Below are 22,690 nucleotides of genomic sequence, written 5' to 3' on the forward strand. Positions count from 1 at the left end.
CCGGCGTCCTATTCAGTGTGGGGCGATTTTCACCAGACCGTTGAGCACCTGGTCCAGTCCGCCGAATACCGAGATGCGGTCGATGCGCTCGGCCACGCGCTCCAGGGTTTCCAGCTCCTTCAGGCGCAACGCCACCGGGTTCTCTTCCATCACCTTGGCGGTATTCAGAAGCGAGCGGGTCGCAGAGGTCTCTTCGCGACGGCGGATCACGTTGGCCTGGGCGGCCTTTTCCGCTTCCACCACCTGTGCCAGCAGGGTCTTCATCTCGCCCGGCAGGATGATGTCGCGCACACCCAGTCCGCACAGTTCAAGGCCAGTACCGGCGAGCTTCTCCGCAAGGTAAGCGCTGACCGATTCGTCGATTATCCGCTTGTTCTCCAGCAGCTCATCCAGGGTGCGGGTTCCTACGGCTGCACGCAGGCCGAACTGCACTTCGCGATACAGGTGTTCCAGCGGTTTGGTCAGGGTCGAGAACGCTGCCAGGACATCGCTGTAGCGCCAGTTCGCCGCCAGATTGAGGCGCAGGCTCACCTTGTCGCGGGTAAGGATTTCCTGGCCGCTCACTTCCAGCGCCTGGATCCGGGTATCCACCAACTCGACGCTGATCTGACGGTTGAAGCGCCAGAACCCGTAGCTTCCGGCCGGCAGGAGTTCAACCAGGGCGCCGTCGACCTTGAGCACGCCGATCTGGAAGGCCGGGACCTGGGCTACCAGCACGGCATCCAGGCCCGCCAATGCACGGCCGCGCAGGCCTGGCTGGTTCAGTTGGGCCACCAGGGCGGCCAGCAGGCGGTAATCCTGGCCAAGGTCGATGCGCTCCAGCCGTTGCTCGGTCTGGCCTTTCCAGTAAAGCCGGCGGCTGCCCGGTGCCAGCAGTTCGACCAGTACGTCGTCTTCGTAGCGCAGGCCGGCTTCGCTTTCGCCCAGGTCCATCCGGGTGAAGAAGCGCTCCACCAGTTCCGGCTCGCTCTGACGCAGATAACCGGCCAGGTGGTGCTCGAACAGCGGGGTGTTCAGGCTGAAGGTTTCCAGGCTCAGGCGATTGCGAGGGTCGAAGTGGCGGTAGGTGCCCGGCTCGAGCACGGCGAGGAAGTCGCCCTCGGAGTACAGCAGGCCACGTTCATTCTTCTTCACGATAAAGCGCTTCAGCATGTTCATCTCGATAGTCCTTCGTTCTTCCGTGGTGCCGGTGTTCGCCGACCCACCGGGGGCCACGAGTGGAGTTCGAGGGGAGGTGGCGTGTCCGGGCTTCCTGCCCAGGTGGCTGAGTCCCTCAGCCTGACGCGTGCCTTGCCGCGAACCCGATGCGTGGACCGGGTGGGTCGGCGTTGGCCTCGGCTCCTTTGCGTGTTCCAGCCATCCTGGCTGCGGGCGCAGTCGCCTCGGCCACACCGGCGGTGTTGCCGTTTTCATGAACTGCCGTGTGAGGGCAGTGTTCGAGCGGGACTCGAACCCGCGACAGACCCTCCGTAGAGGGTTGCTCTACCCGACTGAGCTATCGAACGCGTCCGGGCAGGATTCGAACCTGCGACCCTCCCCAAAGGGGCGCTCTACCTGACTGAGCTACCGGACCTGACCTTTCGTTGCGGCGGCGGCATGCACGACACCGACACCTGGGTGGGTTCGTGCACCGGCGGGACTGGAAGTCCCTTGCCCGTTGGCCTGCCTGGCGATGCGGTCGGAAGGGATATAGCGAGAGCTGTGCCAGCTTCTGTGGCTTTGCCGCAGATTTCTTTTAACTGATTGTTTTCTAACGATTAACTATTTTTCCGCGTCAGGCGGCCAGTTCGCGGATGGATAAAGTGCTATCAGAAAACATATAGTTTGCTATCTGCTTTTATCCTGAGGGATAAGTCATGGTTTCCAAGCGCACCGTCGCTATCGGATTTGTCGGCGCCACGCTGGACCGGGTCGGCAAGGGGGCTGCGCGCTGGCAGAAATGGCGGCCGACCGTCGCGCTGTGCCAGCAACAGGATCTGCTGGTCGACCGTCTGGAGCTGATCCATGGCGTTGATGCGCGGGATGTCAGTCTGGCCGAGCGCATCCGAGCCGATATCGCTGCGATTTCGCCGCAGACCGAGGTTCAGCTGCGGCCGATGGCGCTGCGCAATCCCTGGGATTTCGAGGAGGTCTACGGTGCCCTGCACGATTTCGTCAGCGCCTATGCGTTCGACATCGAGCAGGAGGACTACCTGGTGCATATCACCACCGGTACCCACGTGGCACAGATCTGTTGGTTCCTGCTCACCGAGGCGCGTTACCTGCCGGCCCGCCTGGTGCAGACCTCCCCGGCGCGGCGCAAGGACGAGGCACGGCACCCCGAGGGGACGGCGACCCTGATTGATCTCGATCTGTCGCGTTATGATCGCATCGCCTCGCGCTTTCGCCGGGAACAGCAGGAGAGCCTGGCGTTCCTCAAGTCCGGTATCGCCACCCGCAATGCCGCGTTCAACCGCAGCATCGAGCAGATCGAGCGGGTTGCGGTGCGCTCGCAAGCGCCGATGCTGCTGGTGGGGCCGACCGGTGCGGGCAAATCGTTCCTCGCCCGGCGCATCTTCGAACTCAAGCGCAGCCGGCATCAGTTGGAAGGACGGTTCGTCGAGGTGAACTGCGCGACCCTGCGTGGCGACGGCGCCATGTCGGCGCTGTTCGGCCATGTCAAAGGGGCCTTCACGGGGGCGCAGAATGCTCGCGAGGGCCTATTGCGCGCAGCTGACGGAGGGATGCTGTTTCTCGATGAGATCGGTGAACTGGGCGCCGACGAGCAGGCCATGTTGCTCAAGGCCATCGAAGAGAAGCGTTTCTTTCCGCTGGGCTCCGATCGCGAAGTGGAAAGTGATTTCCAGCTGATCGCCGGCACTCATCGCGACCTGCGTGGGCGGGTGGCGGAAGGTCTGTTCCGCGAGGACTTGTACGCCCGGATCAACCTCTGGACGTTCGAACTGCCGGGTTTGGCCGGGCGCAGGGAGGACATCGCGCCGAACATCGACTTCGAGCTGGAGCGCCATGCGCGGGACCAGGGACGGCAGGTGCGTTTCAACGTGGAAGCCAAGCGGCGCTACCTGGCGTTCGCCGACTCGTCCGAGGCTCGCTGGACAGGTAACTTCCGCGAGCTGTCAGCGTCCATCACGCGGATGGCGACCCTGGCCGACAGCGGGCGCATCGACGAATCGCTGGTGGAGGAGGAAATTGCGCGGCTCCGTCAGGCCTGGGGCGTGGCGCAGCAGCCCGAGCCATTGCAAGCCCTGCTGGGCAGGCAGGTGGCTGACCTCGACCTGTTCGACCGGGTGCAGTTGCAGGCGGTATTGGCGGTTTGCCGCGAGGCGAAGAACCTTTCGGATGCTGGACGCCGTCTGTTCGCCGTATCCCGTCAGGGGAAACAGAATCCCAACGACGCCGACCGCCTGCGCAAGTATCTGGCGCGCTTCGGTCTGGGGTGGTCGCAGCTGCGAGATTAGGAGGGCCGGCGAGGATTACCCATGGCCGGCCCTTCTCCGCTTAGTAGTGGTACCACTTCAGCTCCAGCATCACCTCGTTTTCCGGCGCGGTGAGCTGGCTGAACTCCCGTTGTGCAGACAGGCGCACGCCGAGGTTGCGGGAGAGTTCCCATTGCTGGTTGAGGGACAGGCGACGGCGCACTTCGCCGTTGTGGAAGTAATCGCCGGACGCCTCCAGGCTGAGGCTGCCCAGGGGGTTGTGCCAGAGCAGGCCGGTATTGAAGCCGGCGGCGGTGGCGATGAAGGGTGCGAAGTCTTCATTGTGCTCGACGCGGGCGGTGGCCAGGGCGAAGCCGAGGGTATCGTCGCCAAGGTTCCATGAACCGCCGATACCACCGTTGAGGTGGCTGACCAGACGCTCGTCGCCGTCCACGCCCGGTACCCGCTCCAGGCCGCCGGCCACTTGCCAGGACCAGGGCTTGAGCAGTTCGCCGCGAGGGGTGAGGGAGCGGATGGTCGCCAGGTCCAGGCGCTGCAATTGCCAGTGGTGGTCTTCGTACTGGCGCAGTTTGAGCTGGAGGATTTCGATCTGCGCGCCCAGGGGGAACCCGGACAGGTTGTCGTTGAGGTCGTGGTAGGCCATGCGCAGGCCGTATTCGGCGAAGGCTTTGTCCTCACGGGTGCCCGCGCCCAGCTGCCAGGTACGCGATTCGTGACCTTCCTCGGGTAGATCGGGGCGATCGACGTCCAGTTGCGGCGGCGGATTGCGGTTGATGCTCTGCAGCAGCTTGTAGCTTCGGGTGGCGTTCTCGCGGGTGCGGTCCTCGCCGGCGGAGCGGTAGCGCACCAGGCGGAAGGCGGCGTCCTGGATCAGCGCGCGGCGTGGAGCGGGGAGGGCGAGGAAGGCCGGGTCGTCCAGCAGCTTCTCGTCATCGGCCAGACGCAGCACCCAATGCTGCTCAGCCGCGTCCAGGGGCTCGGCGCGGGCCAGCAGCTCTTTCTCCCGCGAGGGACGGTAGTCGATGGATTCCACCAGCCCCCCCTGCTTGACCGCGCGCACTGTGTCGGTGGGAATCGCCGTGATCGGGAACTGGTCCGTGAGTTCGGTGCCGGGGCGGGCGATTTCCAGCAGCTCCAGCAGGCGATAAGAGCAGTTCTCGTCGAAGAAGTAGTAATCGAAGCGAATCTGCTTGAGCTCCCAGACGTGCTCCACCATGCGCCCGGTTTCCTCGGGGGTGAGGTTCAGGCGGTATTCCCAGAGGTCACGGTTCTCCAGGCGGCTGTATTCCTTGAGCTTGTCGCGGTAGGGGACCAGGGCGAACAGGCCGGGGTAACCACCCATCAGCCCCTTCCAGGCGTAGAGGATGCTGTTGTCCGCGCCTTCGATGAAGGCGCCGAAGTTCAGCGCGTAGCTGAGCATCACGGTGTTGTTTTCGTGGATGTCCGGCTGGTCGATGCGCAGCAGGGTGTGGCCGAACATGGACGACGGGCTGTTCAGGTAGGCGGCGGGGAACACCAGCACCGTGCTGTGCGGGTTGATGTCGGCGTACCAGGCCTTGTACTCGCTGCAGTCCGGCTGCGGCAGGTCGCTGAGCTGGAGCTGTTCCTTCAGCCAGCGGGTGCGCGCCGGGTAGGTGCACTGCGGGTGTTTGTCACCGAGGTTGGCCGGTGCATAAAGGGCGTCCAGGGTGGCCCTCAGCTCGTCGGCAGGGTTGCTGGCCCCGTTCTCGGCGAGGAAGAAGTCGGCGTCATCCACGTAGCTGCGCCAGCCGCCCAGCTTGCCGGTCTCGTAGTGGCCCAGGGCTATCCAGTAGGGATCGCCGGCCAGCGCCTGGAGGCGTTCGACGGAGACTTGCGGGGAGGCGTGTGCGGTGATCCAGGTGCAGAGAGCGAGGTACGGCAAAATCCGTTTCAAGGGCGCAACTCTTCTTCTTGAGAGGTTCGTCGGCCGGAGCTTTGAGTAAGGCCGGGGCGGGTGTCAAGCAAGGCGATGGCGCGCTTTTGCGCAAGTTTGCAGGCGCGGGATGCAGGCTGCGTTACAGCGTCCACACTTAGGGAGTGAACCGGGGAGATTCCAGCATGACCGTTACTGATCCAGGGGCTGCTCTTGATGCCCTGATAGTGGAGTACACCGCCCGCGCCAACGCCATTCGCGAGGACCTGGCCCGCAGCCATTCGCCAGATTTCGCCGAGCAGGCCATCCAGCGGGAGAATGACGAGGTACTGGAGGCCATCCTCGTCGAGACCGAGGCGGCCTTGCGTCGCGTGGGCATGGCGAAGCTGCGCCTGGCAGACGGCAGCTACGGCTACTGCCAGCGCTGCGGCGAACCCATCGAACCGGCGCGCCTGGCGGTGCTGCCAGCGGCTGAGTTCTGCCTGAGCTGCGCCGATCTGGCGCGCTGATCCTGCACTGGCGCCATGCCTTGCCAGTGATGTCAGGGCGGCGCCAGAATGCGGCCATCGCTTTCTTGCCGAGCCAATAAGGACACTCGATGCCTGACTCCTTCGCTGCCAGCCTGCGTCTGGCGCCCGATGCGCTGACCCGTCCCTTCGAGCCTCATCAGTTCAGCTTCACGAGCACCGACGACCTGGAGCCCTTTCGCGGCGTGCTCGGCCAGGAGCGTGCGGTGGAAGCCCTGCAGTTCGGCGTGGCCATGCCACGACCCGGCTACAACGTCTATGTGATGGGCGAGCCGGGCACCGGCCGCTTCTCCTTCGTGCAGCGCTACCTCAAGGCTGAGGGCAAGCGTCTGCCGACGCCGATGGACTGGGTCTACGTCAACCGCTTCGACGAACCGCGCGAACCCCGTGCCCTGCAGTTGCCGCCGGGGGAAGCGAGCGATTTCATCTGTGACATCGAACACCTGGTGGACAACCTGCTGTCCACCTTCCCGGCGGTGTTCGAGACGCCCACCTTCCAGCAGAAGAAGAATGCCATCGACCGTGGCTTCAACCAGCGCTACGACCGCGCCCTGGATGTGATCGAGCGCCTGGCCCTGGAGAAGGACGTCGCCCTCTACCGTGACAGCGCCAACATCGCCTTCACGCCCATGAAGGACGGCAAGGCCCTGGACGAGGCGGACTTCGCCCAGTTGCCGGAAGCTGAGCGCGAGCGCTTCCATGACGACATCGCGGCCCTGGAGGAGCGTCTGAACGAGGAGCTTTCCAGCCTGCCGCAGTGGAAGCGCGAGTCCAGCAATCAACTGCGCCAGCTCAACGAGGAAACCATCACCCAGGCCTTGCAGCCGCTGCTGTCGCCCCTGTCGGAGAAGTACGCGGAAAACGCCGGCGTGGTCGCTTACCTCCAGGCCATGCAGGTGAACCTGCTGAAGACCGTGGTGGACCAGTTGCTGGACGAGAAGCCGGACGCCCAGCGCCGTGAGCTGTTGGAAGAGCAGTATTGCCCCAGCCTGGTGGTGGGCCACCACGCCAGCGGCGGTGCGCCGGTGGTGTTCGAGTCCCATCCCACCTACGACAACCTGTTCGGCCGCATCGAGTACGGCACCGACCAGGGCGCCCTTTACACCAGCTACCGCCAGTTGCGGCCGGGCGCGCTGCACCGCGCCAACGGCGGCTTCCTGGTGCTGGAGGCGGAGAAGCTGCTGGGTGAGCCGTTCGTCTGGGATGCTCTGAAGCGTGCGCTGCATTCCCGGCAGCTGAAGATGGAATCGCCCCTTGCCGAGCTGGGCCGCCTGGCTACGGTGACCCTGACGCCCCAGGTGATTCCGCTGCAGGTGAAGGTCGTGATCGTCGGCTCGCGCCAGCTCTATTACACGCTGCAGGACCTGGATCCGGACTTCCAGGAGATGTTCCGGGTGCTGGTGGACTTCGACGAGGAAATCGCCCTGTCGGACGACAGCCTGGAGCAGTTCGCCCAGTTGCTGAAGACGCGGACGTCGGAGGAGGGCATGGCGCCGCTCACCGCTGCCGCCGTGGCCCGCCTGGCCACTTACAGTGCCCGCCTGGCTGAGCACCAGGGGCGTCTGTCGGCCCGTATCGGCGACCTCTTCCAGTTGGTGAGCGAGGCCGACTTCATCCGCCACCTCGCCAGTGAACCCGTTACCGATGCCGGCCACATCGAGCGTGCCCTGAAGGCCAAGGCCACGCGCACTGGCCGGGTTTCGGCACGCATCCTGGATGACATGCTGGCGGGCATCATCCTGATCGACACCCAGGGCGCCGCAGTGGGCAAGTGCAATGGCCTGACCGTGCTGGAAGTGGGCGATTCGGCCTTCGGCGTGCCGGCGCGGATTTCCGCCACCGTCTACCCGGGCAGCTCGGGCATCGTCGACATCGAGCGCGAGGTCAATCTCGGCCAGCCGATCCACTCCAAGGGTGTGATGATCCTGACCGGCTACCTCGGCAGTCGCTACGCCCAGGAATTCCCCCTGGAAATTTCCGCGAGCATCGCCCTGGAGCAGTCCTACGGCTATGTGGACGGCGACAGCGCTTCCCTGGGCGAGGCCTGCACCCTGATCTCCGCCCTGTCGCGCACGCCCCTCAAGCAGTGCTTCGCCATCACCGGTTCGATCAACCAGTTCGGCGAGGTGCAGGCGGTGGGCGGGGTCAACGAGAAGATCGAGGGCTTCTTCCGCCTCTGCGAGGCCCGTGGCCTCACCGGCGAGCAGGGGGTGATCATCCCTCATGCCAACGTCACCAACCTGATGCTCGACGAGCGTGTGCTGGAGGCGGTGCGCAAGGGCAAGTTCCACGTCTACGCCGTGCGCCAGGCGGATGAGGCCCTGAGCCTGCTGGTGGGTGCACCGGCGGGGATGCCGGACGAGAAGGGACAATTCCCCGAAGGTAGCGTCAACGCCCAGGTCGTGGCGCGCCTGCGGGAAATCGCGGAAATGGGCCTGGAGGAAGAAGAGAAGCCCGCGCCGGCGCAGGAGGTGGCGGACGTCGTTTCCAAGGCCGCCGCGCAGCCGAAGCCTTCTCGCAAGGGACCGAAGCAGGAGCCGGGCAAGACGCCGGTTCCGGAAAAGACTCAGGGACCGTCCTGAGTGATGCCGCGACCTGCCGGCCGTACCGGGTTCCCGGTGTGGCTGGTCGGTCACTGAGCGGCAGGGACGAAAGCCTCCATGGTCTGCATCCTGCCGCCTTTCCCTCATGCTATTCACAAGGTTATCCACAGCTCGCGTGGATAAGCATCGCGCTTTCGCAGGTCCAATCTCGGGTGTAGGCTGAAAACAGGCTCCTGTGAGGAAAGCCGCCATGACGCGCAACCTCTGCCTTACCCGCCAATGCCTGGGACTGGTAACCCGGATCGAATGCGTGATCCGTCCGCTGGCGGGAGAGAACGGACTCTGGACGCTGCTCTGTGCGGCGGGGATGTCGGGGGAACAGCCCTCGGCAATCAAGGCCCAGGGTCCGTTCCATGGGCCGCTGGTGGCCGAATCGGTGCTCACCGCCATCGCTGAATGCTTGGCCGAGCAGGGCTACATCGAGGCCCACGATCCGCCGATCTGGCGCATTCACCTCCAGGGTGAGCTGCGGCGGATCAACGGAACGCGCTGCCGCAATCTGGGTGACTGCCAGTTCCACCCTGAAAGCTGACGCGCCCGTTGGCCAACTTCTGAGCAGCTGCCGCGGGCCGGCGGCGGAAGCGCCCTACGCAGGACATTCCAGTGCTCGCCCACAGACTTATCCACAGCGTTTGGGGATATGTGAGGGGCTGTTTCGGTTGGGAGCTTGCCGGCGTTTTCGTGGATAGCGGCAAGGCTTTGGCCAGGCTCTACCTGGACAAGGAGGCCGGAAACGACCATTGATCGTCGTTTTGCTTCCTTCCAGACCCGGCAGTTACCGAAAGCGGACGGGCGGTTGCGTTTCCGTCGCCCGTATTCAGTCCTGTGCATTAGATTTGAGGTGTACAGCGCGCGAGGGCGACGCCATGAAATTGCACGACCTCACCAGCCATGCCCGTGCCGGGCACGTCGAAGAAATCAACCTGATCTCCCTGGAAGGTGGCATCTACCTGCTGGAAGCCCGGATCGATGGCCGCTCCCATGCCCTGGACGATGGCCATGGGCACGCCATGCACCTGCGGTCCGTGGAGCACGCCCGGGAGGTACTGCACGAGTTCCCTGAACTGCCATTCCACCTGGTGCACGACGTGGTGCATGACGAGATGTGCGGGATGGAATCGGACACCCAGGATACGGTGCGTGTACCGATGTCCACCCGGGTTTCCCACTGAAGGGCCTCATCTGACCGGAGCTCGCGCCGGGAAAAGGAAGCTGTGCTAGTCTGGCCGACCTTTTTCCCGGAGCGGAGTTCCGCCATGTCTCAACTCGATCTTTCCACCGACGAAACCCGCGTCAGCTACGGTATCGGCCGTCAGCTCGGCGACCAGATCCGCGACAATCCTCCGCCCGGCGTGAGCCTGGACGCTGTCCTGGCCGGTCTCAGCGACGCCTTCCAGGGCCTGGAAAGCCGCGTTGACGGCGCCGCCCTGTCCGCCAGCTTCCGCGTCATTCGCGAGCGCATGCAGGCCGAAGCCGAGGCCAAGGCCGAAGCCGCTGCCGGCGCGGGCCGTGCTTACCTGGAAGAGAATGCCAAGCGTAACGGCGTGACCGTCCTGGCGTCCGGCCTGCAGTACGAAGTACTGGTAGCGGGCGAGGGTGCCAAGCCGTCCGCCGAGGACACCGTGCGTACCCACTATCACGGCACTCTGATCGACGGCACCGTGTTCGACAGCTCCTACGATCGTGGCCAGCCGGCGGAATTCCCGGTGGGCGGCGTGATCGCTGGCTGGGTCGAGGCTCTGCAGCTGATGAACACCGGCAGTAAGTGGCGTCTGCACGTTCCGAGCGAACTGGCCTACGGTGGCCAGGCTGTCGGCAGCATTCCGCCTCACAGCGTGCTGGTATTCGACGTGGAACTCCTGGATATCCTCTGATCCGGAAATTGCTCCCGGGCGAGCCGTCCCTGGCCTGCCCGGGAACCGGCGAGGGCGCCCTTGCCCTCGCTGCAGGTCCGGCCCCCCGGCGCGAGACCTGCGGATGACGCCGTCCTGGCGTCACCGAACCCCTTCGTTTATGTCTGCTCAGTGGGGCTCGCCATGGGGCCGCAGCGCCCTGGCGTAGCAGAACAGGAAGAGGTTGCGCACCAGTTCCTTGAGCACCAGAGGCTCGCTGGAACTCAGGCTGGCCAGGTCGAGGTCGCCCTGGTCCCGCAGTTCGTCGAGATCATCTTCTTTCAGCACGGCGCAGACTTCGCCGGTGTCCCGGTTGAGTATCCGCAGGTAGGGGTGGGGTCGATCCAGCCAGGCATCGATCAGGTAGGTCATGGCTCATCTCCTTGAAAAGCGTAGAGATGAGAATAATTATTATTAGCCAAATGACAAGTGCCAATGGATGCTTTTCGTCGAGGCAGAAAAAAGCCCGTCGCGGGGACGGGCTTTTCGTCGGTGCCGAACTCAGTGGGTTCGGGCTACGGCGAACTCGGTGAGTTCGGTCAGCGCATCGCGGTAGGGGCCGGACGGCAGCACGTCCAGGCAGGCGATGGCGCGGGCTGCGTAGTCGCGGGCCAGGCGCGCGGTGTAGTCCAGGGCGCCGGCGGCTTCCACGGCGGCACGGATGCCTTCCAGGTCCTGGCTGCCGCCCTGCTGGATGGCCTTGCGTACCAGCGCGGCCTGCTCCGGGGTGCCATCGCGCATGGTGGCGATCAGCGGCAGGGTGGGCTTGCCTTCGGCCAGGTCGTCACCGACGTTCTTGCCGAGGGTGGCGGCGTCGCCGCGGTAGTCCAGCAGGTCGTCCACCAGTTGGAAGGCGATACCCAGGGCGTCGCCGAACTGGCGCAGGGCTTCTGCTTGCTCGGCGGGGGCGCCGGCCAGCATGGCGGCGCTGTGGGTGGATGCCTCGAAGAGCATCGCGGTCTTGCCGCGAATGACTTCCATATAGGTTTCTTCGGTGGTGCTGGCGTCGCGGATCTTCGACAGCTGCAGCACTTCGCCTTCAGCAATCACCCGGGTGGCCTGGGAGATGATGCGCATCACCGGCATGGAGCCGAGATCCACCATCATTTCGAAGGAACGGGCGTAGAGGAAGTCGCCGACCAGCACGCTGGGTGCGTTGCCCCAGAGCGCGTTGGCGGTGGAGCGGCCGCGGCGCATGCCGGAGGCATCCACGACGTCGTCATGGAGCAGGGTGGAGGTGTGCAGGAACTCGATGGTGGCGGCCAGGAGGCGCAGTTGGTCACCGCCGAAGCCCAAGGCGTTGCCGGTCAGCAGGACCAGCAACGGGCGCAGGCGCTTGCCGCCGGCGGACACGATGTAGTCGCCAATCTTCTCGACCAGGGGAACGCGGGAGGTCAGCTGCCGACGGATGATGTCGTCGACTGCGGTAAAATCGTCCGCCACCACGCGGTAGAAAGCCTGGGGTTGCATCGGCCTGAGGTGCTCCTATTGGGATGCGCGGCATGCTAGGGACCGGGCCGGGGGCTGTCAAGGCGAGCCCTGGCGGTGCTTGCGCGGCAATCGCGGCTTGCGTACAATCGCGGCCCCTGAACTTCCTTGGGCATTTTCCTGCCTTACGCAATTGCACGGGCGTCAGTTCCGGCCCCATGCAGCCATGCCGACCCATTTCTCTTTTTATAAAGCGTCGGGTGAGCAGGTTTAACGGAGAAAATCCATGTACGCAGTTATCGTTACCGGCGGCAAGCAATACAAAGTCGCTGAAGGTGAATTCCTGAAAGTCGAGAAGCTCGAAGTCGCCACCGGCGAATCCGTGACTTTCGACCGCGTCCTGCTGATCGGCAATGGCGAAGACGTGAAAATCGGTGCTCCGGTTGTTGATGGCGCCAAAGTAGTCGCTGAAGTGGTCTCTCAGGGCCGTCACGACAAAGTGCGCATCATCAAGTTCCGCCGTCGTAAGCACCACATGAAGCGCCAGGGCCACCGCCAGTGGTTCACTGAAATCAAAATCACCGGCATCCAGGCCTAAATTTCCTTTTTGGAGGATTTGACTCATGGCACACAAAAAAGCTGGCGGTTCTACCCGCAACGGCCGCGATTCCGAAAGTAAACGCCTTGGCGTGAAGCTGTTCGGCGGCCAGGCTGTCAAGGCCGGCAACATCATCGTGCGTCAGCGCGGCACCAAGTTCCACGCCGGCGTCGGCGTTGGCCTGGGCAAGGATCACACCCTGTTCGCGAAAGTGGACGGCGTGATCAAGTTCGAGGTCAAAGGTGCTTTCAACCGCAAGTACGTAAGCATCGTCGCAGCCTGATCGCGACCTCGCTGGAAAAGCCCCGTCTTGCGACGGGGCTTTTTTGTTTCTGCTTCACGGAAACTCTGCATTGAGCGGGGTTCCCTGTATCCTATGTGCTTTGTTTCACTCAACCCGTCCCCGTGGCGGGAGGCGTCCTGATGAAATTCGTCGATGAAGTATCGATCTTTGTAAAAGCGGGCGACGGCGGCAACGGCCTGATGAGTTTCCGTCGCGAAAAATTCATTGAAAAGGGCGGCCCCAACGGTGGTGACGGGGGCGATGGCGGCTCCGTGTTCATGGAGGCTGATCCGAACCTGAATACCCTGGTGGACTATCGCTATACCCGTCGTTTCGACGCGCAGCGCGGCGAGAACGGCGGCAGCAAGGACTGCACCGGGCGCAAGGGGGATGATCTGGTCCTGCCGGTGCCGGTAGGCACCACCATTATTGATGCGGCTACCCAGGAAATCATCGGTGACCTGACCAAGCCGGGCCAGCGCCTGCTGGTTGCGCAGGGTGGCTGGCATGGTCTGGGCAACACTCGCTTCAAGTCCAGTACCAACCGTGCGCCGCGCCAGACCACCAAGGGGAAGCCGGGCGAGTCCCGCGACCTCAAGCTTGAGCTGAAGGTGCTGGCCGACGTCGGTCTGTTGGGTCTGCCGAACGCGGGCAAGAGCACCTTCATTCGTGCCGTATCCGCAGCCAAGCCGAAAGTGGCCGACTACCCCTTCACCACCCTGGTGCCGAACCTGGGCGTGGTCAGCGTCGGTCGCTTCAAGTCCTTCGTCGTGGCTGACATCCCTGGCCTGATCGAGGGCGCTGCTGACGGTGCCGGCCTGGGCATTCGTTTCCTCAAGCACCTGGCGCGTACTCGCCTGTTGCTGCACATCGTCGACATGGCGCCGCTGGATGAAAGCGACCCGGCCGAGGCTGCGGCAACCATCATCGAGGAGCTGGGTCGCTTCAGTCCCGCCCTGACCGAGCGTGATCGCTGGCTGGTGCTGAACAAGGCTGACCAACTGCTCGACGAGGACCGCGACACGCGCTTGAAGGCCGTGCTCGAGCGTCTGGGCTGGGATGGTCCGGTGTTCGTGATCTCCGCCCTGGAGCGCGAAGGTACCGAAGCGCTGTCCCAGGAGATCATGCGCTACCTCGACGAGCGCACCCTGCGCATGGAAGAGGAGCCGGAGTACGCTGAGGAGCTCGCCGAGCTGGATCAGCGCATCGAGGACGAGGCCCGTGCTCGTCTGCAGGCGATGGATGACCAGCGCGCCCTGCGCCGTGCCGGTCTGAAGAGCGCCGGTGCCGATGATGATGACGATTTCGATGACGACGAGGATGACGGCGACGGGCCGGAAATCTTCTACGTACCCTGATCCCCGCGCCGCCCGGCGCTGTGGGGTGTTCGCATGGCCGCGCGCCTTGCCGCGCGGCCTTCTAGCTAAGGTTGGACGATATGCGGGACAAGGTGACTGGCGCGCAGCGCTGGGTGGTGAAGATCGGTAGTGCTTTGCTGACGGCCGACGGTCGTGGGCTGGATCGCTCGGCCATGGCGGTCTGGGTCGAGCAGATGGTCGCCCTGCGTAACGCGGGCGTCGAGCTGGTACTGGTGTCCTCCGGTGCCGTGGCGGCGGGCATGAGTCGTCTGGGCTGGAGTTCCCGCCCAAGCGCCGTGCATGAGCTTCAGGCGGCGGCGTCGGTGGGGCAGATGGGGCTGGTCCAGGCCTGGGAGTCCAGTTTCGCCGAGCATGGCCGTCACACTGCGCAGATCCTGCTGACCCATGACGACCTGTCCGACCGCAAGCGCTACCTGAATGCCCGCAGCACCCTGCGTACGCTGGTGGAGCTGGGAGCTATCCCGGTGATCAACGAGAACGACACCGTGGTTACCGATGAGATCCGCTTTGGTGACAACGACACCTTGGCGGCCCTGGTGGCCAACCTGGTGGAGGCCGACCTGCTGGTAATCCTCACTGACCGCGACGGCATGTTCGATGCTGATCCGCGCCACAATCCCGATGCCCAGCTGATTTTCGAAGCCCGTGCCGACGACCCGGCCCTGGATGCCGTGGCTGGCGGTACCGGCGGTGCCCTGGGGCGTGGTGGCATGCAGACCAAGCTGCGTGCGGCTCGTCTGGCGGCGCGTTCGGGTGCCCACACCGTCATTGTGGGTGGTCGTATCGAGCGAGTATTGGATCGCCTCAAGTCGGGCGAGCGTCTGGGAACCCTGCTGGCGCCTGAGCGTGGTCTCCTGGCGGCGCGCAAGCAATGGCTGGCTGGCCACTTGCAGACTCGCGGCACCCTTGTCCTGGACGCGGGGGCGGTAAAGGCCCTGCGCGATGACCGCAAGAGCCTGCTGCCGGTTGGGGTGAAGGCGATCCAGGGAAGCTTCCGCCGCGGCGAGATGGTGGTCTGTGTCGGGCCGGATGGTGCCGAGGTGGCGCGCGGTCTGGCCAACTACAGCGCCCTGGAGGCGCAGAAGATCATTGGTCAGCCGTCCGACCTGATCGAAAAGTTGTTGGGCTATGTGGACGAACCGGAGTTGGTGCACCGGGATAACCTGGTCCTGGTCTGAGTTGCGGAGGGAATCATGGGTCTGATCAAGGGATTGGTGGCGGCTCTGGCGGCGCTACCGCTGCTGGTGGCGGCCGAGGAAGTCGGCTCAGTGTCCACCGTGTTCAAGTGGGTGGGACCGAACGACAAGATCGTGGTCGAGGCCTTCGATGACCCCAAGGTGGAGGGGGTGACCTGCTACCTGTCGCGAGCCAAGACTGGCGGCGTCAAGGGTGGGCTGGGGCTGGCGGAGGATCGCGCCGAGGCGTCCATCGCCTGCCGTCAGGTGGGGCAGATTCGCTTCAATGGTGAGCTCAAGGATGGCGAGGAGGTGTTCAAGGAGCGCACTTCGCTTGTGTTCAAGACCATGCAGGTGGTGCGCTTCTTCGATCGCAAGCGCAACACCTTGGTCTATCTGGTCTACAGCGATCGGATAATCGAGGGTAGTCCGCAGAATGCGGTGACCGCCATTCCGATTCTGCCTTGGCCGAATCGGCCTTGAGCTGACGAAAAAGCCCGGTGAGTCCGGGCTTTTTTGTGGAGTTGAAAAACTCCAGGCAATAAAAAACCGGCCCGAAGGCCGGTCTTCTACAAGAACTCAAGCTTAGGCAGCAGCCTGGCCGAGCGCCTTGATGTGGGCGTTCAGGCGGCTCTTGTGACGAGCAGCTTTGTTCTTGTGGATGATGCCTTTGTCGGCCATGCGGTCGATCACCGGTACAGCAACGGTGAAAGCGGCTTGGGCCTTGGTCAGGTCCTTGGCGTCGATCGCCTTCACTACATTCTTGATGTAGGTACGGACCATGGAGCGCAGGCTGGCGTTATGGCTACGACGCTTCTCAGCCTGTTTGGCGCGTTTTTTGGCAGAAGGTGTATTGGCCACCGTCAAGCTCCTCGAAACTGGGGAATTGAATCAATTTAAGGCCGCGAATCATGCCGACGCAGTTTGGCCTTGTCAAGGGTAATCAGGCAGGTCCGGCGACGAGCGTCAGCTTTCCACGCCAGATGATTTTATCCTGCCCGGACTCTACACTCGGCAGCCTTGACCGCCCGGCGCGCCAATTGCCGCCGGGGTGCGCGATTCCAGCCCGGACCCCTGAATGAACCTGCTCAAGTCGCTGGCGGCCGTCAGCTCCATCACCATGCTTTCCCGCGTCCTGGGCTTTGTCCGCGACACCATCGTCGCGCGCTACTTCGGCGCCGGCATGGCCACCGACGCCTTCTTCGTTGCCTTCAAGCTGCCCAACCTGCTGCGCCGCGTCTTTGCCGAGGGGGCTTTCTCCCAGGCCTTCGTGCCCATCCTGGCGGAGTACAAGACCCAGCAGGGCGAGGAAGCGACCCGGACCTTCATCGCCTATGTGTCCGGTTTGCTGACCCTGGTACTGGCGCTGGTGACGCTGTTGGGCATCCTGGCTGCGCCCTGGGTGATCTGGGTCACCGCACCGGGCTTTGCCGACACGCCCGAGAAATTCGCCCTGACCACCGACCTGCTGCGGGTGACGTTCCCCTACATCTTCCTGATCTCCCTTTCGTCCCTGGCTGGCGCGATCCTGAATACCTGGAACCGCTACTCGGTACCGGCGTTCGTCCCGACCTTGCTGAATGTCAGCATGATCATCTTCGCGCTGTTCCTGATTCCCTATTTCGACCCGCCGATTATGGCCCTTGGTTGGGCGGTGCTGGTCGGCGGCCTGGCCCAACTGCTCTACCAACTGCCGTCCCTGAAGCGCATCGGCATGCTCGTTCTGCCGCGCCTGAATCTGCGTGACACGGGCGTCTGGCGTGTACTCAAGCAGATGGGGCCGGCAATCTTCGGGGTATCCGTCGGACAGATCTCACTGATCATCAACACCATCTTCGCGTCCTTCCTGGCGGCGGGGTCGGTGTCCTGGATGTACTACGCCGACCGCCTGATGGAGCTGCCGTCCGGGGTCCTGGGTGTGGCGCTGGGCACCATCCTGTTGCCCTCACTGGCGAAAACCTACGCCAGCGACGACCGCCACGCTTACTCACAACTGATGGACTGGGGCCTGCGCCTCTGCTTCCTGCTGGTGCTGCCCTGCACCCTGGCGCTGGCGCTGTTGGCCGAGCCGCTGACGGTGGCATTGTTCCAGTACGGCAAGTTCACTGCCAACGATGCGCTGATGACGCAGCGCGCGCTGATCGCCTATGCCGTGGGCCTGCTCGGGATCATTCTGGTGAAGGTGCTGGCGCCCGGCTTCTACGCCCGGCAGAACATCCGCACGCCGGTGAAAATCGCTGTCTTCACCCTGGTGGCGACCCAGCTGATGAACCTCGCCTTCGTTTTCCCCCTGCGTCACGCCGGCCTGGCCCTGGCCATCAGCCTGGCAGCCTGCATGAATGCCGGCCTGCTCTATTGGCAGCTGCGCAAACAACGCCTGTTCCAGCCGCAGCCGGGATGGGGGCGGTTCCTCGCCAGGCTGGTGCTGGCTGTCCTGGTGATGTGCGCCGTGCTGCTGGGCGTGATGTACCTGCTGCCGGCCTGGGAGCTGGGCAACATGACAGCGCGCCTGCTGCGCCTCGGTCTCCTGGTGGGTTCCGGTGTGATTGCCTATTTCGGCATGCTGGCGTTGCTGGGCTTCCGGCTTCGCGACTTCGCCCGGCGCGCCGTCTGACCTGCATGCGACCGGTCGCCGCTTATCGTGCTGGCCGGTTTGCGGCGCCTGTTGTCCGGCGTCGGCTGTGCGTATAATCGACCACTTTGTGAACAAGACTTGTGCTATGCAGCTGGTTCGAGGCCTACACAACCTGCGGCCCCAACATCGGGGCTGTGTCGCCACCATCGGCAATTTCGACGGCGTGCACCGCGGCCACCAGGCCATTCTCAAGCGGTTGCGCGAGCGTGCGGCTGAGCTGGGATTGCCCACCTGCGTGGTGATCTTCGAGCCGCAGCCGCGGGAATACTTCGGCCCGGATACCGCTCCGGTACGCCTGACGCGCCTGCGTGACAAGCTCGAGCTGCTGGCCCGGGAGGGTGTCGACCAGGTGCTCTGCCTGGCGTTCAACCGCCGTCTGCGTGAGCTGAGCGCCACCGAGTTCGTGCATGCGGTCTTGGTGGAAGGGCTGGGCGCCAAGCATCTGGAAATCGGTGACGATTTTCGCTTCGGCTGCGACCGTGCCGGCGATTTCGAATTCCTCCAGCAGGCTGGTGACGCTGAGGGTTTCAGCGTCGAAGCCGCCGCTACTGTGGAACTGGATGGCCAGCGAGTCAGCAGCACGCGCGTGCGGCAGGCCCTGGCCGAGGGCGATTTCCCCCTCGCCGAACGGCTGCTGGGACGACCGTTCACCATCACTGGCCGAGTTCTGCACGGGCAGAAGCTTGGTCGGCAACTGGGCACGCCGACCGCCAACGTGCAGCTCAAGCGCCGCCGGGTACCGCTCAATGGCGTGTACCTGGTCAGCGTCGAGCTGAACGGCCAGCAACAGCCCGGAGTGGCCAATATCGGCGTGCGCCCCAGCGTCAAGGGCGACGGGCGCGCCCACCTGGAGGTCCACTTGCTGGACTTCGCCGGCGATCTCTATGACCGGCGAGTCAGTGTGACCTTCCATCACAAGCTGCGTGATGAGCAGCGTTTTGCCTCCCTGGAGGCGTTGAAGTCGGCGATCGATGCGGATGTCGCTGCCGCCCGTGCCTATTGGCAGGGTACTCAATCAAATTGAAGAGCCTGGACTGAAATGACCGATTACAAAGCGACGCTCAACCTGCCGGAGACGGCATTCCCGATGAAGGCCGGTCTGCCCCAGCGCGAACCGGAGCAGCTGCAGCGCTGGAACGGTATCGACCTGTACGGCAAGCTGCGGCAGATCGGCGAAGGGCGCCCGAAATTCGTTCTGCACGATGGCCCGCCTTATGCCAACGGCAGCATCCACATCGGTCACGCGGTCAACAAAATCCTCAAGGACATCATCATCCGTTCCAAGACCCTGGCGGGCTACGACGCCCCCTATGTGCCGGGCTGGGACTGCCATGGCCTGCCCATCGAGCACAAGGTCGAGACCACCCACGGCAAGAACCTCCCCGCCGACAAGACCCGCGAGCTGTGCCGCGCCTATGCCGCCGAGCAGATCGAGGGTCAGAAGGCCGACTTCATCCGCCTGGGCGTACTGGGCGACTGGGACAACCCCTACAAGACCATGGCCTTCGCCAACGAGGCCGGAGAAATCCGCGCCCTGGCCGAGATGGTCAAGCAGGGCTTCGTGTTCAAAGGCCTGAAGCCGGTGAACTGGTGCTTCGACTGCGGTTCGGCCCTGGCTGAAGCGGAAGTGGAGTACGCCGACAAGAAGTCCGACGCCATCGACGTCGCGTTCCCGGTGGAGGATGCCGACAAGTTGGCTGCCGCTTTCGGTCTTGCCAGCCTCGGCAAGCCGGCCGCCATCGTGATCTGGACCACCACCCCCTGGACCATCCCGGCCAACCAGGCGCTGAACGTCCACCCCGAATTCAACTACGCGCTGGTGGATACTGGTGCGCGCCTGCTGGTCCTCGCCGAGGAACTGGTGGAGTCCTGCCTGCAGCGCTACGGCCTGGACGGCCAAGTCATCGCCACTGCCAAGGGCGAGGCGCTGGACCTGGTTCGCTTCCGCCATCCGTTCTACGAACGCCTGTCCCCCGTCTACCTGGCCGAGTACGTCGAACTGGGCGCCGGCACCGGTATCGTTCACTCCGCGCCTGCCTACGGCGAAGACGACTTCCGTACCTGCAAGCAGTACGGCATGAGCAATGACGACATCCTCGGCCCGGTGCAGAGCAACGGCGTCTACGTCGAGGCGCTGCCCTTCTTCGGCGGCCAGTTCATCTGGAAGGCCAACCCAGTCATCGTCGCCAAGCTGGAAGAAGTCGGTGCGCTGCTCAAGCACGAGAGCATCAGCCACAGCTACATGCATTGCTGGCGCCACAAGACTCCGCTGATCTACCGCGCCACGGCCCAGTGGTTCGTCGGCATGGACAAGCAGCCGGAGCAGGGGGCCAATCTTCGTGAGCGTGCTCTGGCCGCCATCGATAAGACCGAGTTCGTGCCCGCCTGGGGCCAGGCGCGCCTGCATGGCATGATCGCCGGCCGTCCCGACTGGTGCATTTCCCGCCAGCGCAACTGGGGCGTGCCGATCCCGTTCTTCCTGCACAAGGCCACCGGCGAGCTGCATCCTCGCACCGTCGAGCTGATGGACGAGGTCGCCAAGCGCGTCGAGCAGGAAGGCATCGAGGCCTGGTTCAAGCTGGATGCCGCCGAACTGCTCGGTGACGAAGCGGCCCAGTACGACAAGATCAACGACACCCTGGACGTCTGGTTCGACTCCGGTACCACCCACTGGCACGTGCTGCGTGGGTCCCACGCCGAGCTGGGCCAGGCTAGTGGTCCGGCGGCCGACCTGTACCTGGAAGGCTCCGACCAGCACCGCGGCTGGTTCCACTCGTCCCTGCTGACGGGCTGCGCCATCGACGGCCACGCGCCGTACCGCCAACTGCTGACCCACGGTTTCACCGTGGACGAGAGCGGTCGCAAGATGTCCAAGTCCCTGGGCAATGTGATCGCGCCGCAGCAGGTCACCGACAGCCTGGGCGCCGACATCCTGCGCCTGTGGGTATCGGCCACCGACTATTCCGGCGAGATGGCCGTTTCCCAGCAGATCCTCCAGCGCAGCGCCGATGCCTACCGCCGCATCCGTAACACTGCTCGCTTCCTGCTGGCCAACCTGAACGGCTTCGATCCTGTGACGGACCTGCTGCCTGCCGAAGACATGCTGGCCCTGGACCGCTGGGCCGTTGACCGTGCCCTGCTGCTGCAGCGCGAGCTGGAAGAGGCCTACCGCGAGTACCGCTTCTGGAACGTCTACTCCAAGGTGCACAACTTCTGCGTGCAGGAGCTGGGCGGCTTCTACCTGGACATCATCAAGGACCGCCAGTACACCACCGCTGCCAACAGCGTGGCGCGTCGCTCCTGCCAGACCGCGCTGTTCCACATCGCCGAGGCGCTGGTGCGTTGGGTTGCACCGATCCTGGCCTTTACCGCCGACGAAATCTGGCAATACCTGCCGGGCGAGCGTAATGAGTCGGTGATGTTGAACACCTGGTACCAGGGCCTGAGCGAGCTGCCCGAAGGCATCGAGCTGGACCGCGACTTCTGGGAGCAGGTCATGGCCGCCAAGGCCTCGGTCAACAAGGAGCTGGAGAACCTGCGCAGCAACAAGGCCATCGGCGGCAACCTGCAGGCCGAAGTGACCCTGTTCGCCGAAGAGACCCTGGCTGCACGCCTGGCCAAGCTGGGCGACGAGCTGCGTTTCGTGCTGATCACCTCCGCTGCCGATGTGCAGCCGCTGGCCAGCGCCCCGGCTGATGCCGTGGAAACCGACGTCGCCGGTCTCAAGCTGAAGATCCACAAGTCTGCCCACACCAAGTGCGGCCGCTGCTGGCACCACCGCGCCGATGTCGGCCAGTTCGTGAAGCACCCGGACCTGTGCGGCCGCTGTGTGGAAAACATCGATGGCGCTGGCGAGGTTCGTCACTATGCCTAAGGCATACGGCCGCCTTGGGTGGCTCTGGCTGACCGCGCTGGTGTTCGTGCTGGACCAGGCGAGCAAGTGGTTCTTCGAAACCGAGCTCAATCTCTACCAGCAGATCGTGGTCATTCCCGATTACTTCAGCTGGACCCTGGCCTACAACACCGGCGCAGCCTTCAGTTTCCTTGCCGACAGCTCCGGCTGGCAGCGCTGGCTCTTCGCCGTGATCGCCCTGGTGGTCAGCGGTGTGTTGGTGGTCTGGCTGAAGCGCCTGAAGCCCGAAGAGACCTGGCTGGCCGTCGCGCTGGCCCTGGTCCTGGGCGGCGCCCTGGGCAATCTCTACGACCGCGTGGTACTCGGCCACGTGGTCGATTTCATCCTGGTGCATTGGCAGAACCGCTGGTACTTCCCGGCGTTCAACCTGGCCGATAGCGCCATCACCGTCGGCGCCGTGATGCTGGCGTTGGACATGTTCAAAGCGAAGAAGTCCGGAGAACCCGCCCATGACTGAACATCGCATAGGGCCGGACATGGAAGTCACCCTGCACTTCGCCATCAAGCTGGATAACGGCGACGTGGTGGACAGCACCTTCGAAAAGAAACCAGCCACCTTCAAGGTGGGCGACGGCAACCTGCTGCCGGGTTTCGAGAGCGTGCTTTATGGCCTCAAGAGCGGCGACAAGCGCGTCCTGGCCATCGAGCCCGAGCAGGGTTTCGGCCAGCACAATCCGCAGAACGTGCAAGTGATGCCCCGCGGCAATTTCCAGGACATGGAACTCTCCGAAGGCCTGCTGATCATCTTCAATGACGCGGCAAACGCCGAGCTTCCTGGGGTGGTCAAGTTCATCGATGACTCCCATGTGACCATCGACTTCAACCACCCGCTGGCCGGCAAGCCGCTTTCCTTCGAAGTGGAAATCCTGTCGGTCCAACCGGCCTGATTCATCCGCTTTGGGGCCGGCACGGCCGGACGAGGTAAC

The 22,690-nt window shown here is 64.1% G+C and carries 21 protein-coding genes and 2 tRNA genes; 16 read left to right on the forward strand and 7 right to left on the reverse strand.

All coding sequences use genetic code 11. The annotated features are described in order from the left end of the window. Positions 1 to 12: 12 nt before the first annotated feature. The 3 genes from TQ98_RS03475 to TQ98_RS03485 all read right to left on the reverse strand — a co-directional run bounded on the left by TQ98_RS03475 (position 13) and on the right by TQ98_RS03485 (position 1,573). On the reverse strand, positions 13 to 1,158 hold the full coding sequence (locus TQ98_RS03475) for a slipin family protein (protein WP_044872200.1): 1,146 nt from the start codon (positions 1,156 to 1,158) through the stop codon (positions 13 to 15). Positions 1,159 to 1,432: 274 nt separating this feature from the next. Further along, positions 1,433 to 1,505, reverse strand: a tRNA-OTHER gene (locus tag TQ98_RS03480). Next, positions 1,504 to 1,573: transfer RNA gene (locus TQ98_RS03485), tRNA-Pro, on the reverse strand. Before TQ98_RS03485 ends, TQ98_RS03480 begins: the two co-directional genes overlap by 2 nt. Before the next feature lie 283 nt (positions 1,574 to 1,856). Between TQ98_RS03485 and rtcR the strand changes: the two genes are divergently transcribed. Beyond that, the gene (rtcR, locus tag TQ98_RS03490) at positions 1,857 to 3,458 is read left to right on the forward strand and encodes an RNA repair transcriptional activator RtcR (RefSeq protein ID WP_044872199.1); all 1,602 of its coding nucleotides are present in this window, start codon (positions 1,857 to 1,859) and stop codon (positions 3,456 to 3,458) included. A 40-nt stretch (positions 3,459 to 3,498) separates the two neighbouring features. On the opposite strand, the gene TQ98_RS03495 is transcribed toward rtcR, so the two are convergent. Next, the gene (locus TQ98_RS03495) at positions 3,499 to 5,352 is read right to left on the reverse strand and encodes a DUF4105 domain-containing protein (protein WP_044872198.1); all 1,854 of its coding nucleotides are present in this window, start codon (positions 5,350 to 5,352) and stop codon (positions 3,499 to 3,501) included. 164 nt (positions 5,353 to 5,516) lie between these two features. Between TQ98_RS03495 and TQ98_RS03500 the strand changes: the two genes are divergently transcribed. The 5 genes from TQ98_RS03500 to TQ98_RS03520 all read left to right on the forward strand — a co-directional run bounded on the left by TQ98_RS03500 (position 5,517) and on the right by TQ98_RS03520 (position 10,335). Continuing rightward, positions 5,517 to 5,840, forward strand: a complete 324-nt coding sequence (locus TQ98_RS03500) for a TraR/DksA family transcriptional regulator (protein WP_044872197.1) — start codon at positions 5,517 to 5,519, stop codon at positions 5,838 to 5,840. Between the two features lie 89 nt (positions 5,841 to 5,929). Next, a complete protein-coding gene (locus TQ98_RS03505) occupies positions 5,930 to 8,440 on the forward strand; it encodes an ATP-binding protein (RefSeq protein ID WP_044872196.1) in 2,511 nt (836 codons plus the stop codon). Positions 8,441 to 8,651: 211 nt separating this feature from the next. After that, positions 8,652 to 8,993 (forward strand): hypothetical protein, encoded by a 342-nt coding sequence (locus tag TQ98_RS03510; RefSeq protein ID WP_044872195.1) that lies wholly within the window; start codon positions 8,652 to 8,654, stop codon positions 8,991 to 8,993. A 334-nt stretch (positions 8,994 to 9,327) separates the two neighbouring features. Further along, positions 9,328 to 9,633, forward strand: a complete 306-nt coding sequence (locus TQ98_RS03515; protein WP_044872194.1) for a DUF6482 family protein — start codon at positions 9,328 to 9,330, stop codon at positions 9,631 to 9,633. Positions 9,634 to 9,717: 84 nt separating this feature from the next. Further along, positions 9,718 to 10,335 carry an FKBP-type peptidyl-prolyl cis-trans isomerase gene (locus TQ98_RS03520; protein ID WP_044872193.1) on the forward strand — a complete coding sequence of 206 codons (618 nt, stop codon included), beginning with the start codon at positions 9,718 to 9,720 and terminating at the stop codon, positions 10,333 to 10,335. A 147-nt stretch (positions 10,336 to 10,482) separates the two neighbouring features. Here TQ98_RS03520 and TQ98_RS03525 read toward each other — a convergent pair whose 3' ends face one another. Beyond that, positions 10,483 to 10,725 carry a hypothetical protein gene (locus TQ98_RS03525; protein ID WP_044872192.1) on the reverse strand — a complete coding sequence of 81 codons (243 nt, stop codon included), beginning with the start codon at positions 10,723 to 10,725 and terminating at the stop codon, positions 10,483 to 10,485. Between the two features lie 129 nt (positions 10,726 to 10,854). Further along, positions 10,855 to 11,823 (reverse strand): polyprenyl synthetase family protein, encoded by a 969-nt coding sequence (locus TQ98_RS03530; RefSeq protein WP_044872191.1) that lies wholly within the window; start codon positions 11,821 to 11,823, stop codon positions 10,855 to 10,857. Between the two features lie 244 nt (positions 11,824 to 12,067). Between TQ98_RS03530 and rplU the strand changes: the two genes are divergently transcribed. The 5 genes from rplU to TQ98_RS03555 all read left to right on the forward strand — a co-directional run bounded on the left by rplU (position 12,068) and on the right by TQ98_RS03555 (position 15,699). Continuing rightward, entirely contained in the window at positions 12,068 to 12,379 is a 312-nt protein-coding gene (gene rplU / locus TQ98_RS03535; RefSeq protein ID WP_044872190.1) for a 50S ribosomal protein L21, read from the forward strand. Between the two features lie 25 nt (positions 12,380 to 12,404). Next, on the forward strand, positions 12,405 to 12,662 hold the full coding sequence (rpmA, locus tag TQ98_RS03540) for a 50S ribosomal protein L27 (RefSeq protein WP_044872189.1): 258 nt from the start codon (positions 12,405 to 12,407) through the stop codon (positions 12,660 to 12,662). Between the two features lie 140 nt (positions 12,663 to 12,802). Further along, entirely contained in the window at positions 12,803 to 14,020 is a 1,218-nt protein-coding gene (cgtA, locus tag TQ98_RS03545) for an Obg family GTPase CgtA (protein WP_044872188.1), read from the forward strand. A gap of 80 nt (positions 14,021 to 14,100) precedes the next feature. After that, on the forward strand, positions 14,101 to 15,219 hold the full coding sequence (proB, locus tag TQ98_RS03550; protein WP_044872187.1) for a glutamate 5-kinase: 1,119 nt from the start codon (positions 14,101 to 14,103) through the stop codon (positions 15,217 to 15,219). Positions 15,220 to 15,234: 15 nt separating this feature from the next. Then, positions 15,235 to 15,699: a CreA family protein gene (locus TQ98_RS03555; protein ID WP_044872186.1), complete on the forward strand. Its 465-nt coding sequence runs from the start codon at positions 15,235 to 15,237 to the stop codon at positions 15,697 to 15,699. Positions 15,700 to 15,801: 102 nt separating this feature from the next. On the opposite strand, the gene rpsT is transcribed toward TQ98_RS03555, so the two are convergent. Beyond that, the gene (gene rpsT, locus TQ98_RS03560) at positions 15,802 to 16,077 is read right to left on the reverse strand and encodes a 30S ribosomal protein S20 (protein ID WP_044872185.1); all 276 of its coding nucleotides are present in this window, start codon (positions 16,075 to 16,077) and stop codon (positions 15,802 to 15,804) included. A gap of 217 nt (positions 16,078 to 16,294) precedes the next feature. Between rpsT and murJ the strand changes: the two genes are divergently transcribed. The 5 genes from murJ to fkpB all read left to right on the forward strand — a co-directional run bounded on the left by murJ (position 16,295) and on the right by fkpB (position 22,651). Continuing rightward, positions 16,295 to 17,830: a murein biosynthesis integral membrane protein MurJ gene (gene murJ / locus TQ98_RS03565; protein WP_044872184.1), complete on the forward strand. Its 1,536-nt coding sequence runs from the start codon at positions 16,295 to 16,297 to the stop codon at positions 17,828 to 17,830. A 106-nt stretch (positions 17,831 to 17,936) separates the two neighbouring features. Next, positions 17,937 to 18,875 carry a bifunctional riboflavin kinase/FAD synthetase gene (ribF, locus tag TQ98_RS03570; protein WP_044872183.1) on the forward strand — a complete coding sequence of 313 codons (939 nt, stop codon included), beginning with the start codon at positions 17,937 to 17,939 and terminating at the stop codon, positions 18,873 to 18,875. A 15-nt stretch (positions 18,876 to 18,890) separates the two neighbouring features. Beyond that, the gene (gene ileS / locus TQ98_RS03575; protein WP_044872182.1) at positions 18,891 to 21,725 is read left to right on the forward strand and encodes an isoleucine--tRNA ligase; all 2,835 of its coding nucleotides are present in this window, start codon (positions 18,891 to 18,893) and stop codon (positions 21,723 to 21,725) included. Further along, positions 21,718 to 22,221, forward strand: a complete 504-nt coding sequence (gene lspA, locus TQ98_RS03580; protein WP_044872181.1) for a signal peptidase II — start codon at positions 21,718 to 21,720, stop codon at positions 22,219 to 22,221. Before ileS ends, lspA begins: the two co-directional genes overlap by 8 nt. Further along, entirely contained in the window at positions 22,214 to 22,651 is a 438-nt protein-coding gene (gene fkpB, locus TQ98_RS03585; RefSeq protein WP_044872180.1) for an FKBP-type peptidyl-prolyl cis-trans isomerase, read from the forward strand. Before lspA ends, fkpB begins: the two co-directional genes overlap by 8 nt. Positions 22,652 to 22,690: the final 39 nt, after the last annotated feature.

The sequence above is a fragment of the Pseudomonas sp. LFM046 genome (assembly GCF_000949385.2).
Taxonomy (GTDB): domain Bacteria; phylum Pseudomonadota; class Gammaproteobacteria; order Pseudomonadales; family Pseudomonadaceae; genus Metapseudomonas.